The organism is Povalibacter sp. (genome assembly GCF_036520495.1).
Taxonomy (GTDB): Bacteria; Pseudomonadota; Gammaproteobacteria; order Steroidobacterales; family Steroidobacteraceae; genus Steroidobacter.
The window spans coordinates 78583-95237 of record NZ_DATDJO010000040.1 but is presented as its reverse complement, the minus strand read 5'-3'; the positions used below and the strand labels follow the sequence as shown (position 1 = coordinate 95237).

At 62.9% G+C, this 16655-nt stretch carries 15 protein-coding genes; 11 read left to right on the top strand and 4 right to left on the bottom strand.

Translation table 11 applies throughout. The features are described from left to right. Window position 1: 1 nt before the first annotated feature. The 4 genes from VIZ63_RS15805 to VIZ63_RS15790 are packed head-to-tail and all read right to left on the bottom strand — an operon-like array spanning window position 2 to window position 2982. A complete protein-coding gene (locus tag VIZ63_RS15805; protein ID WP_331610633.1) occupies window positions 2-493 on the bottom strand; it encodes a GAF domain-containing protein in 492 nt (163 codons plus the stop codon). 2 nt (window positions 494-495) lie between these two features. Continuing rightward, window positions 496-1449, bottom strand: a complete 954-nt coding sequence (epmA, locus tag VIZ63_RS15800) for an EF-P lysine aminoacylase EpmA (protein WP_331610632.1) — start codon at window positions 1447-1449, stop codon at window positions 496-498. Next, window positions 1446-2345 carry an archaetidylserine decarboxylase gene (gene asd / locus VIZ63_RS15795; RefSeq protein WP_331610631.1) on the bottom strand — a complete coding sequence of 300 codons (900 nt, stop codon included), beginning with the start codon at window positions 2343-2345 and terminating at the stop codon, window positions 1446-1448. Before asd ends, epmA begins: the two co-directional genes overlap by 4 nt. Window positions 2346-2349: 4 nt before the next feature. Further along, on the bottom strand, window positions 2350-2982 hold the full coding sequence (locus tag VIZ63_RS15790) for an SCO family protein (protein ID WP_331610630.1): 633 nt from the start codon (window positions 2980-2982) through the stop codon (window positions 2350-2352). 90 nt (window positions 2983-3072) lie between these two features. Here VIZ63_RS15790 and prmB point away from each other — a divergent pair, with 90 nt between their 5' ends. From prmB to purF, 11 genes are all read left to right on the top strand, one after another. After that, window positions 3073-3975: a 50S ribosomal protein L3 N(5)-glutamine methyltransferase gene (prmB, locus tag VIZ63_RS15785; protein WP_331610629.1), complete on the top strand. Its 903-nt coding sequence runs from the start codon at window positions 3073-3075 to the stop codon at window positions 3973-3975. Between the two features lie 40 nt (window positions 3976-4015). Then, on the top strand, window positions 4016-5113 hold the full coding sequence (aroC, locus tag VIZ63_RS15780; protein ID WP_331610628.1) for a chorismate synthase: 1098 nt from the start codon (window positions 4016-4018) through the stop codon (window positions 5111-5113). Further along, complete coding sequence (locus VIZ63_RS15775) at window positions 5110-6294, top strand: MFS transporter (RefSeq protein ID WP_331610627.1); 1185 nt, start codon at window positions 5110-5112, stop codon at window positions 6292-6294. The genes aroC and VIZ63_RS15775 overlap by 4 nt, the downstream gene beginning before the upstream one ends. Continuing rightward, the gene (locus tag VIZ63_RS15770) at window positions 6291-7313 is read left to right on the top strand and encodes an aspartate-semialdehyde dehydrogenase (RefSeq protein ID WP_331610626.1); all 1023 of its coding nucleotides are present in this window, start codon (window positions 6291-6293) and stop codon (window positions 7311-7313) included. Before VIZ63_RS15775 ends, VIZ63_RS15770 begins: the two co-directional genes overlap by 4 nt. Before the next feature lie 124 nt (window positions 7314-7437). Beyond that, on the top strand, window positions 7438-10380 hold the full coding sequence (locus VIZ63_RS15765) for a FimV/HubP family polar landmark protein (RefSeq protein ID WP_331610625.1): 2943 nt from the start codon (window positions 7438-7440) through the stop codon (window positions 10378-10380). Between the two features lie 105 nt (window positions 10381-10485). Further along, window positions 10486-11295 (top strand): tRNA pseudouridine(38-40) synthase TruA, encoded by an 810-nt coding sequence (gene truA, locus VIZ63_RS15760; protein ID WP_331610624.1) that lies wholly within the window; start codon window positions 10486-10488, stop codon window positions 11293-11295. A 123-nt stretch (window positions 11296-11418) separates the two neighbouring features. Next, entirely contained in the window at window positions 11419-12285 is an 867-nt protein-coding gene (accD, locus tag VIZ63_RS15755) for an acetyl-CoA carboxylase, carboxyltransferase subunit beta (RefSeq protein WP_331610623.1), read from the top strand. 67 nt (window positions 12286-12352) lie between these two features. Next, window positions 12353-13699: a bifunctional tetrahydrofolate synthase/dihydrofolate synthase gene (gene folC / locus VIZ63_RS15750; protein ID WP_331610622.1), complete on the top strand. Its 1347-nt coding sequence runs from the start codon at window positions 12353-12355 to the stop codon at window positions 13697-13699. Further along, entirely contained in the window at window positions 13684-14376 is a 693-nt protein-coding gene (locus tag VIZ63_RS15745; RefSeq protein ID WP_331610621.1) for an SPOR domain-containing protein, read from the top strand. The genes folC and VIZ63_RS15745 overlap by 16 nt, the downstream gene beginning before the upstream one ends. 202 nt (window positions 14377-14578) lie before the next feature. Then, entirely contained in the window at window positions 14579-15115 is a 537-nt protein-coding gene (locus VIZ63_RS15740) for a CvpA family protein (protein WP_331610620.1), read from the top strand. Between the two features lie 4 nt (window positions 15116-15119). Then, a complete protein-coding gene (gene purF / locus VIZ63_RS15735; RefSeq protein WP_331610619.1) occupies window positions 15120-16631 on the top strand; it encodes an amidophosphoribosyltransferase in 1512 nt (503 codons plus the stop codon). The last annotated feature ends 24 nt before the right edge of the window (window positions 16632-16655 follow it).

Here is a 16655-nt window from a genome sequence, read left to right as displayed (position 1 = left end):
TTCAGGCAGGACGAATCTGCCGCAGCAGCGTGGCCACGAATTCTTCGAGGCCCGCCTGATCCTCCTCATCGAAGCGCGCCAGCGTCGGACTGTCCAGGTCCAGTACGCCGAGCAGCTCATCGCCGGCAATCATCGGCACCACGATTTCCGAGTTCGACGCTGAATCGCAGGCAATGTGGCCGGGAAAGTCGTGCACGTTGGTCACGAGTATCGTCGCGCGTCGCGCGGCAGACGTTCCGCACACACCCTTGCCCATCGCAATGCGCACACAGGCGGGTTTGCCCTGGAACGGTCCGACCACGAGTTCGCCGCGCTTGAGCAGGTAGAAACCCGCCCAGTTCAGATCAGGCAGCGAGTTGAAGAGCAGGGCAGAGGCATTCGCGAAATTCGCGATGTCGTCGGGCTCGCCGGCAATCAATGACTGCAGTTCGCGCGCCAGTTCGGCATAAAGCTTCGGCTTGGGCAGGTCGGCCGCGATGCTCGACTCGTGCATGGTCAGGCCCTCTCGAAAGGGAATGCGATCACTTCATCGATGTGCTTGGCACCCACCGCGCACATGACCAGCCGGTCGAAGCCCAGCGCGACACCTGAACAGTCCGGCAGCCCGTACTCCAGTGCGGCCAGGAAGTTCTCGTCGATCGGCATTGCCGGCAGGCCTCGCTGCCTGCGACCTGCGAGGTCCTGCTCGAAGCGTGCGCGCTGCTCCGCGGCATTGCCCAGTTCGTGAAAACCGTTGGCGAGCTCGACACCATCGAGATAGGCCTCGAAGCGCGACGCCACGGGCCCGCGCGTCTGCGCCAGTGCCGCCTGCGACGCCGGGTAGTCATAGATGAACGTGAGTCGGTCATGGCCGAGTTGCGGACCGACGAGCGTGCTGATGATCAGATCCAGGCAGCCATCGCGATCGGCGCGAATGGACGCCGGCACCTCGATGCCCGCGCTCTCGAGTCTTGCCACCAAGACCGCAACGGGATCGTTGAAGGCATCGACGCCACTGTGCAGCTGCACTGCCTCGCGATAGGTCAGCCGTTCGGAGCGATCGACATGACGCGACGCAGGCATGACGGCGCCGATCAGCCGTTCGACGTCCGACATCAGCGCGTGATGATCGATGCCGAGTCGATACCACTCGATCAACGTGAACTCAGGGTTGTGCCAGCGGCCCGCTTCGCCATCGCGATACACGCGACCGATCTGCCAGATGTCGCCGCATCCGGCGGCCAGCAGACGCTTCATCGCGTATTCGGGCGAGGTGTGCAGGAATCGCTGCTGACCGATGGCCGTGGCCGCAACGCTGGCGAGATGCACGTCCGTCACGGCCGCGGCGCTCAGCGTCGGTGTTTCGACTTCCAGGGCGCGGGTTGCGGTGAAGTACTCGCGTGCGGCGCGCAGCATGCTGGCCCGCATCTCGAGTGTTGCGATCGGCGCAGTCGGCTTCCAGGCGGTCATGACCGGGCGATGGCTTGAGCGATGGTCGCGCCGAGAACGACTTTGCGTTGGGGCGCGAGTGCTGGCTCCCAGCGAATCCGATCCTGCTGGAAGAGCATCACCACCGTCGAGCCCATGTTGAAGCGGCCGAGTTCTTCGCCCTTGGCAAACGGGTGTCCGATGCCCTTGTCGATCGTGACCGGCGCTTTGCGCCGACGCGGCGGTGGATTGATCTCGCCGCAATGCACTGTTGCCATGCTGCCGACGAACAGCGCTCCCACCAGGATCATGGCGGCACGGCCGAACGCCGTGTCGAAATCACAGATGACACGTTCGTTGCGGGCAAAGAGGCGCGGCACGGTACGCGCTGTCGCTGTGTTTACGCTGAACAGATCGCCCGGCACATACACCGTACTGCGCGCGGTGCCCGCCACCGGCATGTGGATGCGGTGATAGTTGTACGGTGCGAGATAGATGCACGCGAAGCTGCCGTTGCGATAGGTCGCGGCTGCTGCGGTGTCATTGGCTAGCAATTCCAGCAGCGAGTAATCGTGGCCCTTGGCCTGCAGCAGCTGACCATCACGGATCGCTCCGCATTGACTCAGGGTGCCATCCACCGGACTCACCACGACATCGTCGCCGGCAGCGATCGGCCGTGCATCGGGGCGCAGGGCACGCGTGAAGAAATCATTGAAACTGCGATAGGCGAATGGATCCGACTGGACGGCTTCCGTCATGTTGACGTCATAGCCGCGCAGAAAGTTGGCGATGATGAGCCGGCGCAGCGCCGGCGATTCGGTGCGCATCACACTGTAGATGAGTCGTGACAGCAGGTGCTTCGGCAAGACGTACTGCAATCCGGCAAAGAGCCGGTCGCCGAGCGTCACGTTGTCGGAATCGGGAATGCGTTCGGTCATGGACTCAGCCGGCCTCGACGATGCGGCGGTAATCGTCCGCGAGGACGGTGGCCGTGTGCGGGCCGGAGATCAATGCCCGCAATTGTCCTTGCGGGTTCACCAGGAAAATCGCTGCGGAATGATCGACGGTGTAGTCGCCGTTCGGCAGCGGGCTGATGGCCACTGGTACGCCCAGTGCGCGCGTAAACGCATCGATGTCTTCCTGCGAACCGGTCACGCCGGTAAACGAGGGACTGAAGAATTTCACGTAGGACGCAAGTTGGGCCGGCGTGTCGCGCTTGGGATCGACCGAGACCAGGACGATCTGGGGGCGCTCGGCTTCCGGCAGATCGGCCAGTGATTTTTCGCTCTGGGCCAGTACACCCAGGGTCGTCGGGCACACGTCGGGGCAGTGCGTAAAGCCGAAGAACAGCAGGCTCCAGCGATTCTTCAGCCGGGCGTCATCGAAAGTCGCGTTGTCCTGATCGACGAGACTGAAAGCCGGCAGCGGACGCGCCGGTTCGAGCAGGGTCGCCTGGGCCAGCCCAAGCTGGACCGGGCCACGAGGGTTGAGAATCGAGCGCGCCAGCAGCATGCCGCTTGCAATGGCTACAATGGCGACGACCGCGGCGACGGCGATGGACTGTTTACGGGACATGGCTGGAAAGACGAGACGATTTCGTCGAGTTTCAAGGCCGCGAATTATTGCACGGTAACGACCTGATCTCTGCCCGGAATCTGCCACCCCATGTCCAGCCTGCCGCCACTACGTACCGTCGAAGACCTGATCCGTCACGGCGCCAGCCTGTTTTCCGCGGCGAAGGTGTGGTTCGGTCATGGCACCGACAATGCCGTCGATGAAGCTGCCGAACTGGTGTTCTTCGGCGCCGGTCTGCGACATGAGGATGCGCCGCAGGTGTATACGCGCGAACTCGGCCCGCGTCAGCGCGAGGAGGTTCTGCAATTGTTCGAGCGCCGCATCCGCGAACGCGTCCCCGTTGCGTACCTCACGCATCGGATGTGGTTCGCCGGTCATGAGTTTTACGTCGATGAACGTGTGCTCGTGCCGCGCTCACCCATCGCGGAACTCATCGAGGCTGGGTTCGAGCCGTGGATCGACACCGACAACATCCGCTCGGTTCTGGATATAGGCACCGGATCAGGATGCATCGCCATCGCAGCGGCGCTGGCCTTGCCGCAGGCGAGTGTCGATGCCGCAGATATTTCCGACGACGCACTCGCCGTCACCCGGATCAACATCAACAAGCATCAGGTGGCCGATCGGGTGCGGGCGGTGCGCTCGGATGTCTTCGATGGTATTGGCGACCGCCGTTACGACGTGATCGTGGCGAATCCGCCTTACGTCGGCAGCGACGAACTGGCCGGGTTGCCGGAGGAATATCAGCGCGAGCCGCGTCTTGGGCTGTATGGGGGCGATGATGGTCTGGACATCGTGCGGCGCATTCTTGCGCAGGCCTGCGATCACCTCGAGCCGCACGGCATCCTGATCACCGAGGTCGGCAATTCCGAGGACGCGCTCGTCGATGCATTTCCGCGCGTGCCCTTCACATGGCTGGAGTTCGAGCATGGGGGCGGCGGTGTCTTCCTGCTCACGGCGGCGCAACTGAAATCGCTGGCCGGTGGCGGTTAGTCGTTAGAATGCACGTCGGCGAATTGAGATCGATCCCATCATGTCCGGCAACACACTAGGCAAACTGTTCACTGTCACGACGTTCGGCGAAAGCCACGGCCCGGCGCTGGGCTGCATCGTCGATGGCTGTCCGCCGGGACTGGCACTCGCGGAGTCCGACATTCAGCCGTGGCTCGAGTTGCGCCGGACGGGAACGTCGCGCCACACCAGTCAGCGTCAGGAGCCGGATCAGGTACAGATCCTCTCGGGTGTTTTCGAGGGCCGCACCACGGGCACGCCGATCGGCCTGCTGGTTCACAACGAAGACCAGCGCTCGCGGGACTACGAGAAGATCAAGGATCGTTTCCGTCCGGGACACGCCGACTACACCTACCAGCAGAAATACGGTTTCCGTGACTACCGTGGCGGTGGACGCTCGTCCGCGCGTGAGACGGTCATGCGTGTCGCGGCCGGTGCCATTGCGCGCAAATACCTCAAGGAACGGCTGTCGCTGACGATCCGCGGCTATCTCGCCCAACTCGGGCCGCTCACGCTCGAACCGAAGAACATCGAGGCGGCGTACGACAATCCCTTCTTCTCTCCCGATCCGTCGCGCAACGAGGAGTTGGAGAACTACATGATCAATCTGCGCCGCGACGGCGATTCGGTCGGCGCGCGCGTCAATGTGATTGCAACCGGTGTGCCGGTGGGCCTGGGCGAACCGGTCTTCGATCGGCTCGATGCCGACATCGCCCACGCGATGATGAGCATCAACGCAGTCAAGGGAGTAGAGATCGGCGCGGGCTTTGCATCGGTCGCACAACGCGGATCGCAACATCGCGACGAACTCACGCCGCAGGGATTCCGTTCCAATAACTCAGGTGGTGTGCTCGGCGGCATCTCGTCCGGCCAGGACATCGTCGTCAGCATCGCGCTCAAGCCGACGTCGAGCATCATCATTCCCGGTGAGACGATCGACCTGCAGGGCAAGGTGACCGACGTGGTCACGACGGGTCGCCATGATCCCTGCGTCGGGCTGCGCGCAACGCCGATTGCCGAGTCCATGCTGGCGCTGGTGCTCATGGATCACTACCTGAGGCATCGCGCACAGAACGCCGACGTCGTGCCGGGTACGCCGATCATCCCCGCACACGAGTGAGTTCCAGTTCGCAGCGTCTCGCCGCCGGGTACTTCATGTACTTCGGTGCGGTCGGGATATTTGCGCCGTTCTGGAGTCCTTACCTGGCACTGCGCGGATTCGGCCCCGTCGAGATCGGGTTGCTGATCGCGCTGGTGTCCGGGGCTCGTGTCGTCGTGCCTCTGGCGCTGGGCTGGATCGCCGATGTCACGCGGCGACCGACCCGCGTACTGCAGATCTCCGGGGCGATGGCGGTGGGTTGTTTTGCGCTGTTTCCGCTGCAGTCCGGGCTGCTGTCGTTCTGCCTGCTCAGCCTGCTGTTCGGCGCCTTCTGGAACACGATCGTCCCGCTCTACGATGCGCATGCGCTGAATCATCTCGGCGCGGAATCGCATCGCTACGGTCGTCTGCGACTGTGGGGCTCCATCGGTTTTATCGTCATCACTGCGCTCGGCGGATTCATCCTCGAACGCGAGGGCTACGGATGGGTGCCATGGCTGGCATTGCCGCCGATGATTGGCGCCTTCCTCATGACGTTGACGCTCTCGCAGATGGCCGTAGCGACCAAGCCCGTGTCGATGCGGGAATTCGGCCTGGTGGTGCGTTCACGTGCCGTCGTTGCGGCGCTGGCCGTGGCCACGCTGGTGATCATGAGCAGCGGCGCCTACTACGCTTTCTTCTCAATCTGGCTGGAGATGAACCACTACAGCAAGTCGACGATCGGGTTGCTGTGGGCTCTCGGCGTCCTGGCGGAAGTCGGCGTATTCGCCATGGGACAATCCCTGCTGGAGCGATTCTCCATTCGCACCCTGTTCATCGCCGCGGCCGCCGGTACGGCGTTGCGATGGATGATGGTGGCCTGGCTGGTGTCCTATCCGATGCTGCTGGCGGCGTCACAGCTGCTCCATTGCCTGAGTTTCGCCGTCCTGCATTTCGCCATCGTGCTGACGGCGCATCGGGAGTTTCCTGCGTCATTGCAGAGTACCGGGCAGTCGTTGTTCAGCAGTGTGGCGTACGGAGGCGGGGGTTTGGCCGGCAGTCTGCTCGCGGGTGTGATCTGGGCAACGTTTTCAGCGCGAGCATCTTATGTCACTGCAGCCTTTATTGTAGTGTTGGCCACCGTTTGCGCCGTGCTCGGTTTGCGAGGCACGACGCTCGATCGAACACCCTCTCAATCGTTCAGAAGCACCGAGTCGCCATGAGCAGAAGTTGGAATGTCGCGGTCCTGGGAGCCACCGGTCTGGTGGGCCAGACCATTCTGGCGATCCTGGAGCAGCGCAACTTTCCGGTCGGGAATCTCTATCCGCTGGCCAGCGCACGTTCGGTCGGCAAGACGATTCGATTCCGCGGCGTGGATATCCCCGTGCTGGACGTCGATACCTTCGATTTCTCGAAGGCGCAGGTCGGGCTGTTCTCCGCAGGGGCGAGCGTTTCCAGGGTTCATGCCGTCCGCGCCGGCGCTGCTGGCTGCGTGGTCGTCGACAACACCTCGCAGTTCCGTTACCAGGACGACATTCCCCTGGTCGTGTCGGAAGTGAATCCGCACGCCATTGCGGGCTATCGCAAGCACAACATCATCGCCAATCCCAACTGTTCGACCATGCAGATGCTGGTGGCGTTGAAGCCGCTGCACGATGCTGCGCAGATCGAGCGCATCAACGTGGCCACCTATCAGTCCGTCTCCGGCGGCGGTCAGAAGGCGATGGATGAGCTCACGGCGCAGATCAAGGCCATCGTCGGGGGCGAACCCGTCACGGCACAGGTGATCGCCAAACAGATCGCCCTCAACTGTGTGCCGCAGATCGATGTATTCCTGGACAACGGCTACACCAAGGAAGAGATGAAGATGTTCTGGGAGACCCAGAAGATCCTCGAAGACAAATCCATTCGCGTGAACGCCACGGCCGTGCGGGTCGGTGTCTACCTCGGTCATTCCGAAGCCGTACACATCGAAACCCGCCGCAAGCTCTCTGCAGCCGATGCCAGGGAAATCCTGCAACGTGCGCCTGGAGTCGTGGTGCTGGACGAACGCCAGCCGGGCGGGTACCCGACGCCCGTGACCGAAGGTGCCGGAACGGACCCAGTCTACGTTGGCAGAATCCGGGAGGACATCAGCCACGATCGGGGTCTGAATTTGTGGATTGTGTCCGATAACGTTCGCAAGGGAGCTGCTTTAAATAGCGTCCAGATCGCCGAGATTTTGGTAAAAGATTACCTGTAAGCTATATTTGCGCGCGCAAGGTCATGAAGCACTTGAGCTTTTGGCTCAATAAAGTGTCGCGCCGATCCATTACATAACTAACCGGCAAGAATTAGGGATGCTCAGGACACGGTCGGGAGAGCTGATGAGAAGATATTTGCCGCGCCTGCTGGTGACGGGCGTCATGCTGTCCCCCGCAACGCTGTACGCGCTTGGCCTGGGTGAGATCCGACTCAACTCTGCGCTCAATCAGCCCTTCGATGCAGACATCGAAGTCATTGCGCCGACGCGCGAAGAGATCGCCGAACTCAAGGTCACGCTCGCGAGCAATGAGCTGTTCGCGCGCTATGGGATCGATCGGCCTGCTTATCTTTCCAACTTCGATTTTGCCATCAGCCGCTCGCGCGATGGTCAGGTGACGATCAAGGTCACGTCGAACCGTTCGATCACCGAACCCTTCGTGACGATTCTGGTGGAAGCAAATTGGGGCCGCGGGCGCCTGTTGCGCGAATACACCGTGCTGCTCGATCCGCCGGTCTTCGTACCATCGCAGTCCGACGCGAATCGTCCGGTGACTGCGCCTCAGTCTGGTGCTCGCACCGAAGGCCGCATCGAGCGTCCGGCGACGCCTGCGGAGCCGACCCGTCCCGTGCCTGCGCCCGAAACGGTCACACAGGACGAAACCCCGGCGCGCACCGCTGCACCGGCGGTCGTTGGCGGCTCCTACGAAGTTCAGCGCAATGACACGCTGTCCCGAATCGCACGTGAGATGAATCCAGGCGCGTCGCCAGGTGCGCAGAACCAGACGATGATTGCCCTTTTCCGCGCCAATCCGGAAGCCTTCGCCGGCAACATCAATCGCCTCAAGGCCGGCAGCGTCCTGCGCGTGCCGGATCTCGCCGAGATCGAAGCCGTGTCGCGCGCGGAAGCGTCAGCGGAAGTGGCCCAGCAGCAGGAAGCGTGGAGCAGTTCGTTCCGGACCGCCTCCGAAGATCAATCCACCCGCCTGCGACTGGTTACCCCTGAAGAGGCTGCTGCTGCACCCTCGGTCACACCTGCGCCGGCCCAGCCGACGCAACAGCCGTCTGCCAGCGCTGGCACCGGTACGACGCCGGCTGCAGAGGACAAGCGCCTTCAGGTCGCGAGTCCCGATCTGTCGAATGTTCAGCAGGGTGTCAGCGAAACGCCTCCGGTAACCCAGCCCGAAGCGTCCGCCGAACAACCAGCCGAGGTGCCGGCTGCGACGGATGCAGCGCCGACGGCTCCTGCCTCCGAACCGACCGAGACATCCAAGCCAGTCCGTCCGAAGCCGCAAGCGGTCCAGGAGCCAGCCCCGTCCTTCGTCGATCGCATCGGCGACTTCTGGTGGGTCCCGGTGGTTGCGGGCCTGCTCCTGGTGATTGGTCTGATCTTCGCCTTCCTGAAGCGTCGCCGTGAATCGAGCGATTCGTCGGATCTGGACTCGTTCACGCCGTCCGCGTTCGAGCCTCGTTTCGACAAAGCGATTCCAGCAACTGCGACGGCCGCCCGTGGACGCGCCGATGTGTTCAGCATGGACGGCGACACCGCGGAGGAGCCGCTCGGCAACTTCGATGACGAGCCGGAGCCCATCACGTCCGTTCGCAGAGAAGCCACGTCGACGCGGCCAGCGGCGCCGGCCATCTCGATCACCGAGCCCAAGCCCGTTGATGACACGCTGAGCAGCGAAACATCGGTCCGTTTCGATCAGCAGGACGCGCTGGCGGAAGCCGACTTCCACATGGCCTACGGTCTCTACGACCAGGCGGCCGACCTGGTGAAGATCGCCATCGAGCGCGAACCGCAGCGTCGCGATCTCAAGCTCAAGTTGCTCGAGATCTACTTCGTCTGGGGCAACCGCGATCTGTTCCTCGACACCGCGCGCGAATTGCACATGACCCGCGCTCAGGAAACGGCGGGTGAGTGGGACAAGGTCGCGATCATGGGGCGGCAGATCGCCCCGGAAGATTCGATGTTCAAGGCCGACGGCAGCGCGGCTCGCGTCGACCTGGTCGACGTCAATCTCGAAGGCGGTGAGAACCGCGTCGACCTCGATCTTTTTGCCGAGCCCGACGCTGATGGAGCGGGGGCTCTCGACATGGAATTCGGCAGCGGCGAGCGCAAGGGTGCGTCGTCGTCCTCCGCAAACTCGGATCTCGACTTCCTGCTGGATGAGCCGAAGTTCGAGAGCGACGAAGAGCCGACCCGCGAAATGGATCCGCTCGCGCGCACCCAGGAGACGCCGACGATCGAATCGCCGATGCTCGGCGACCGCAGGGAATCCCAGTGGGATCGTGGGTCGCAGACGGTTCGCGAAAAGGTCGACTCACAGCTGTTCACCAGGGCGTCCACCGAACAGACGGCCGAATTGTCGCTCGATGACCTCGGCCTCGACGTCGACTCGCTGGAAACGACAGGCGCACTCGAGCAGACGGCATCGCTCGAAAAGGACATTCCGGCCGACGATGAAATCGATGCCCATGCGCTGCGCGACGATGAGCTGACACAGCTCGCGCCTTCGCTGGGCAGCCTCGATCGCACGATGGAAGCGCCGCGGGTCGAGGAGTTCGACATCGAAAGCACCGGCACGGTGTACATCGATCACGTCGATCTTGGTGGCGGCGATACCGTCGAACAGCCGCGAATGGATGTCGACAGCACCGCGGAGATGCGGGTGTCGGCCGCAGATCTGGACGTGGATCTGGACAACATTGATCAGCCCTTCGGTGGCGATACGCTGCGTCAGCCGCGCGCCGATTCCGATCGGTTCTCCGACGATGTGTTTGCCGATCACACCAGCGAATTCCAGAAGATCGATCTGGACGTAGGCGAGGCGCTCGGCGCGGACGATCATGCACCGACCAACAAGCAGGTCTTCACGACCGAAATGGAATTGTCGGAGCTCGAACCCGTCACGATGAGTGAAGTGGGTACGAAGCTCGATCTGGCCCGCGCCTATATGGATATGGGCGATCCGGACGGCGCCCGCAGCATTCTCGAAGAAGTGCTGCAGGAAGGTACGTCCAACCAGAAGCAGGAAGCCCAGCGGCTGCTGGACTCGATCCGCTGAGAGGGAAGGCTGCAGGCCCTTGGCTGTAGGCTCCAGGGAAGAATTCAGAGCAAGCTCCGCCCTGTTTTGCTTCCTGCCTCGAGCCTAGAGCCTACGGCCTAGCTTATGCCCCGCATTGCTCTCGGACTCGAATATGACGGAAGTGCGTTTGCCGGTTGGCAATCGCAGCCGCATGCGCGCGGCGTGCAGTCCGTCGTCGAAAAAGCCATTGCGCTCGTTGCCGATCATCCGGTAGGCGTCGTTGCGGCGGGGCGCACCGACGCGGGTGTGCATGCGGCGATTCAGGTCGTGCATTTCGATTCCCCGTCCGTGCGTTCCCAACGCAGCTGGGTGCTGGGCACCAATGCCAATCTGCCGCGTTACGTCAGCGCGCTATGGGCCGCGGAAGTGCCTGACTCGTTCCATGCGCGGTTCGGCGCGATGTCACGCAGCTATCGGTATTTCATCCTCAACCGGCAAGTGCGCCCGGCGCTGCGCGCCGGCAATGTCACCTGGATTCGCGAACCGCTCGATCACGAGCGCATGCACGTCGCCGCGCAGCAGTTGATCGGCCAGCATGATTTTTCGTCATTCCGCGCCGCCGAGTGTCAGTCGCGCTCGGCGATACGCCGCCTGCAGGACATCCAGGTCCGGCGACAGGGTGAACTCCTATGCATCGATGTCACGGCGAACGCATTCCTGCATCACATGGTGCGCAACATCGCCGGTACGCTGATTGCGGTCGGCCGCGGAGATCAGCCGATCGAGTGGGTGGGGAAGGTGCTGGAAGCACGCGATCGCAAAGTCGGGGGGATTACGGCGCCGCCGGACGGCCTCTACCTGGCGGGGATCCAGTACGAGGGAACGCTGAACCTGTCGAGCACCGCCGGCGAACTCCTGGGCTTCCCTTGCCCGGTCCGTCGAGACCAAGTATAGATGCCGCCTCTTGCGGGCCCGTGCCCGCCCAGTGAGTACGGATACGTGCCGCACTCGCTGCTCAAAGCATCGAACAGGACGTTCAATGCTTTGATTCCGGACAACAATGGGAATACGTCTGCCATGACCTGGTTCGAAAAGATCATGCCTTCGCGGATCAAGACCGAACGCCGTACGCGTTCGGTTCCGGAAGGTTTGTGGATGAAGTGTGCGGCCTGCGACGCCGTGCTGTATCGGGCGGAACTCGAGCGCAATCTGCATGTTTGCCCGAAGTGTTCGCATCACATGCGCATCGGTGCGCGGGAACGCCTCGAACGTTTTCTCGATCCGGATTCGTATACCGAATTTGCCAATAATGTCGAGCCGGAAGATCCGCTCAAGTTTCGCGACAGCAAGAAGTATCGCGACCGTCTGTTGCAGGCGCAGAAGAGCACCGAGGAGACGGACGCCCTGATCGTCATGGCTGGCACGCTGCTTGGCATGCCGGTGGTGGCGTGCGCATTCGAATTCCAGTTCATGGGTGGTTCGATGGGCTCGGTGGTCGGCGAACGTTTTGCACGCGCCGCCGAGTACTGCATCGAACACCGTGTGCCGCTGATCTGCTTTACCGCCAGCGGCGGTGCGCGCATGCAGGAAGCTCTCCTGTCGCTGTTGCAGATGGCCAAGACCAGCGCCGTCCTGGCGCGCATGGCGCGTGAGCGCATCCCGTACATTTCCGTCATGACGGACCCGACGACGGGTGGTGTCTCCGCCAGCCTGGCGATGCTCGGCGACGTGAATATCGGCGAGCCGAAGGCGCTGATCGGCTTCGCCGGCGCCCGCGTGATTCAGCAGACGGTGCGTGAAACATTGCCCGAGGGCTTTCAGCGCAGCGAATTCCTGCTGGAACACGGCGCGCTCGACATGATCGTCGACCGGCGTGACATGCGCGACCGCATCGGCGGCCTGCTCGCCATGTTCACCAACAAGGCGCTGCCGCCTCCCGCTTGAGACCGGTTGCCGGGTCGCGCGACCGGCGTCATCGTCTTCGGGTTTTCGGTTCTGTGACGTTCCCGCCATGCGCTTCACATCGCTGACTGAGTGGCTCACGTGGCAGCAGACGCTGCACCCGAGCGCGATTGATCTCGGTCTCGCCCGTCTCAACCGCACGCTGGCACGTCTGGGCTGGCAACGACCGGACTGTCCGGTGATCACCGTGGCCGGGACCAATGGCAAAGGATCCAGCGTCGCGCTGCTCAACCGGATTCTCGGCGAGGCGGGTTGTCGGGTCGGCACGTTCACGTCGCCTCACCTGCTGCGTTACAACGAGCGCATCGTGATCGCCGATCGCGAGGTGTCGGATGCCTCGCTGGTCGCAGCCTTCGAGCGGATCGACGCCGCTCGGGGCGAGGAGACACTGACGTTCTTCGAGTTCAATGCGCTGGCGGCGCTGCTCGTGTTCGAAACGGCCGGCCTGGACGCCATCGTGCTCGAAGTGGGTCTGGGCGGGCGGTTGGATGCCGTCAACAGCGTCGATGCCGACGTGGCGCTGATCACGTCCATCGATCTCGATCACTGTGATTGGCTCGGGCGTGACATCGAATCGATCGGGCGCGAAAAGGCGGGGATCTTTCGTGCCGGCCGGCCGGCGATTTTCGGTTCGGGGACGATGCCCGAGTCGATCCAGGCGGTGGCAGACGAGATCGGCGCGAAGCTGCTGCGGCACGGCCGGGATTTCGGTTACGAGCGCACGGCAGATCGCTGGTCCTGGCGCGGTGTTCGGGGTGAGCTGCGGGACCTGCCCCCGCCAGCCTTGTTCGGCGATATCCAATTCGACAATGCGGCGGCAGTGCTGACAGTGCTGGAAGCGCTCGCCGACCGTCTGAGCGTTTCGAAGCAGGCGATCGAGCGCGGTCTGCAAACCGTGCAGATCGCCGGACGCTTCCAGAGGATCCGCCGTCGTAACGAATGGATACTGGATGTCGCCCACAACCCGGCGGCGGCGCGGGTCCTCGCCACTCAACTGCAAGCGCTCCCGGCATCCGGGCGCACGATTGGCGTGTGCGGCATTCTCGGCGACAAGGACATCGAAGGAATCTGCGGCGCGCTGCATTCGAGCATCGACGCGTGGATCGTCGCTGGCTTGAGTGGCGATCGCTCGATCGGCCCCGCAAAACTGGCCGGGCGATTGCGCAACTGTGGAGCGAATGTCATCGCAGCACACGATGATGTCGTCTCGGCCTGCGTCGAAGCGGACGCTGCTGCCGGTCCGAATGACCGCGTCGTAGTGTTCGGCTCGTTCCTGACCGTCGGCGCCGCGTCGGCATGGCTCGCAGTCGATACCGCTCGTTCCGGCGTTCCTGGAGACAGCGGCGCAACGTTCGTTGCGGACGTCTATACTTTGCGACCGTGGAACGTCACGTAAAAGAACGCCTCATCGGCGCCGCGGTGCTCGTCGCAGCAGCAGTCATCCTCATTCCGGAAATGCTTTCCGGTCGTGGCGGCGATGTGACAGACGACAGCGCAGTGGCGACGCGGTCCGCGGGCGATGTTCCGTTGAAGACCTACACCATCGATCTGACCAAGTTGCCGTCGCAACCTGCTGCGCTTGACCTGCAAACGTTGACGACGACCGCTTCGCCTCCGGAAGCGACGCCTCCCGCGGACACGCAACCGGCTCCAGTTGAATCCAGTCCGGCGAGTCAGGCAATCCCTGAATCGGAGCGGCCGGGTTCTACCCCCGCAGCACCCGCAACTGTGCCGACCGTTGCTCCGCAACCTGCAGCGGCGGTCGCCAACGGTCCGGCATCGTCAGCTCCAACGGTATCTGCCAGTGCGTCACCTGCCGCACCCGTCAAATCATCTTCCAGTGGCGCATGGGCCGTTCAGCTCGGCAGTTTTTCGAGTCGCGCCACGGCCGACAACATGGCCAACAAGCTGCGGGGCGAGGGTTACGACGCTTTTGTGATGCCGGTCAGATCGAGTGCGAGCACGCTGTATAGAGTGCGTATTGGACCCATGGCAGATCGCGAGGCGGCCAGCAGTGTATTGGGGAAGGTCAAAGCCACGGTTCCCGCAGCGACCGTTGTCAAGCATCCATAACGCGATGCATTGCAAGAAGCCAATGCGCAGCGCATGCATTGGCATGTCGCGGAAAGGCACTGGTAGAATTCACGCACTGCAACACATTCAGCATTTTCGTTGCGACTTACAAATCGATGTCTGAGCCGCGGCGAATGTCACAGCGTTCTGTTTCCCGACTCCCCCCAGCCGTCAATGGCGTTTCACAGGTGATGCACCGTCCATGAACGGCGCGGACTACCTCATCCTCGGCGTGCTCGGTGTCTCCATGCTGCTCGGCATGTATCGAGGCTTCGTGCGCGAGTCGATTGCGTTGCTGGCCTGGCTCGGCGGTCTATGGCTGGCGTGGCGGTATGCATCGCTCGTCGAACCTTTCCTGGGGGGCGCGTTCGCCGAACCCCCGGTGAGCACCTGGGCTGCACGCGTCATCATCGTTGCGGGGGTTGTGCTCCTGGGGTGGCTGGTTGCCGGTATGCTCGGATACCTGCTGCGGCATTCGGGCCTCAGTATCGTGGTCGACCGTCTGCTCGGCATGCTGTTCGGGTTGTTGCGTGGGGCGGTCGTGATTGCCGCGCTGGTACTGCTGGCGCAGTTCGCCCACATGGATCAGGTGAAATGGTGGAAGCGCTCGGTGCTGATGCCTTACGCCACTGAATTCTCCGCCTGGATTGAGGCATTCGCCGAAACGGGCATGCGGATGCTTGAAGAGCGGGCGCGGCTGCCCCATCTTCCGTCCGCGACGTCGTCATCGAGGGCCTGAATGCATGTGCGGAATCGTCGGTATCGTTGGCCACTCGGCGGTCAATCAGCAGATCTATGACGCGCTGACAGTGCTGCAGCACCGGGGGCAGGATGCCGCGGGCATCATGACCTTCCACGAGGGCGAGTTGTTTCTGCGCAAGCAGAACGGCCTGGTCCGCGATGTCTTCCAGCACCGCCATATGCTCGCGCTGAAGGGCAACATCGGCATCGGCCATGTGCGTTATCCGACGGCCGGTTGTGACAGCGCTTCGGAAGCCCAGCCATTCTTCGTCAATTCACCCTACGGCATCGCCCTGGGGCACAACGGCAACCTGACCAATGCCTCCGAGCTCGCGGAAGTCCTCGTCCGCGAAGATCGTCGTCACCTCAATACCAGCTCCGATTCCGAAGTCCTGCTCAACGTGCTCGCCAGCGAACTGTCGCAGGCCGGTGCGCCGCGGGCGTCGGCAGCTGACATCTTCGCCGCGCTGACTGCCGTCTATCGGCGCTGCCGTGGCGGTTTCGCCGTCGTCGCCATGATCGTCGGGCACGGCCTGGTCGGTTTCCGCGATCCGCACGGCATCCGTCCGCTGATCCTGGGCAAGCGCGATTCGGCGCAGGGGCCGGAATACATGCTCGCTTCCGAGAGCGTGGCGCTCGACATGCTGGGATTCATTCACGTTCGCGACATCGCACCGGGCGAGGCCGTGTTCATCGACGAACAGGGCCGCCTGTATTCGCAGCAGTGCGCGCCGGCCGCCGCCAGCACGCCGTGCATTTTCGAGTACGTCTATTTCGCGCGTCCGGATTCGATCATCGACAATATCTCCGTGCACAAGGCACGCCTGCGCATGGGCGACCTGCTGGCGGAGAAGATCCGTCGCGTCTGGCCGGATCACGATATCGATGTGGTCATTCCGATTCCTGATACGAGTCGTACCGCAGCTGTGCAGGTCGCGCAGCTGCTCGGCATCAAGTATCGCGAAGGCTTCGTCAAGAACCGCTACATCGGCCGCACCTTCATCATGCCGGGCCAGGAACAGCGCGCGAAATCGGTTCGCTCCAAGCTCAACGTGATCGATCTCGAATTTCGCGGCAAGAACGTGCTGCTGATCGACGATTCGATCGTACGCGGCACGACTTCGGCGCAGATCATCGATCTCGCACGCGAGGCGGGCGCACGTCGCGTCTATTTCGCCTCAGCCGCGCCGCCGGTCCGCTACCCGAACGTTTACGGCATCGACATGCCGGCGGCGTCGGAGCTGGTGGCAGCGGGACGCACTGAAGACGAAGTGGCCGCCGAGATTGGCGCCGACCGGCTGATCTACCAGGATCTCAGCGATCTGGTGAGCGCCTGCCAGCACCACGATTCTGACGTACACCAGTTCGATACGTCCTGCTTCTCGGGTCAGTACGTCACGGGCGACATCACGCCGGCCTATCTCGAGCGCCTGCAGGCAGAGCGTTCGGACCAGGCCAAGGAGCAGCGTCGCCAGGTCAGTCGGCATTCGCTCAAGGCAATCCGCGCGGTCTGACGACTGGTCGGGGAGGAGGGGCCT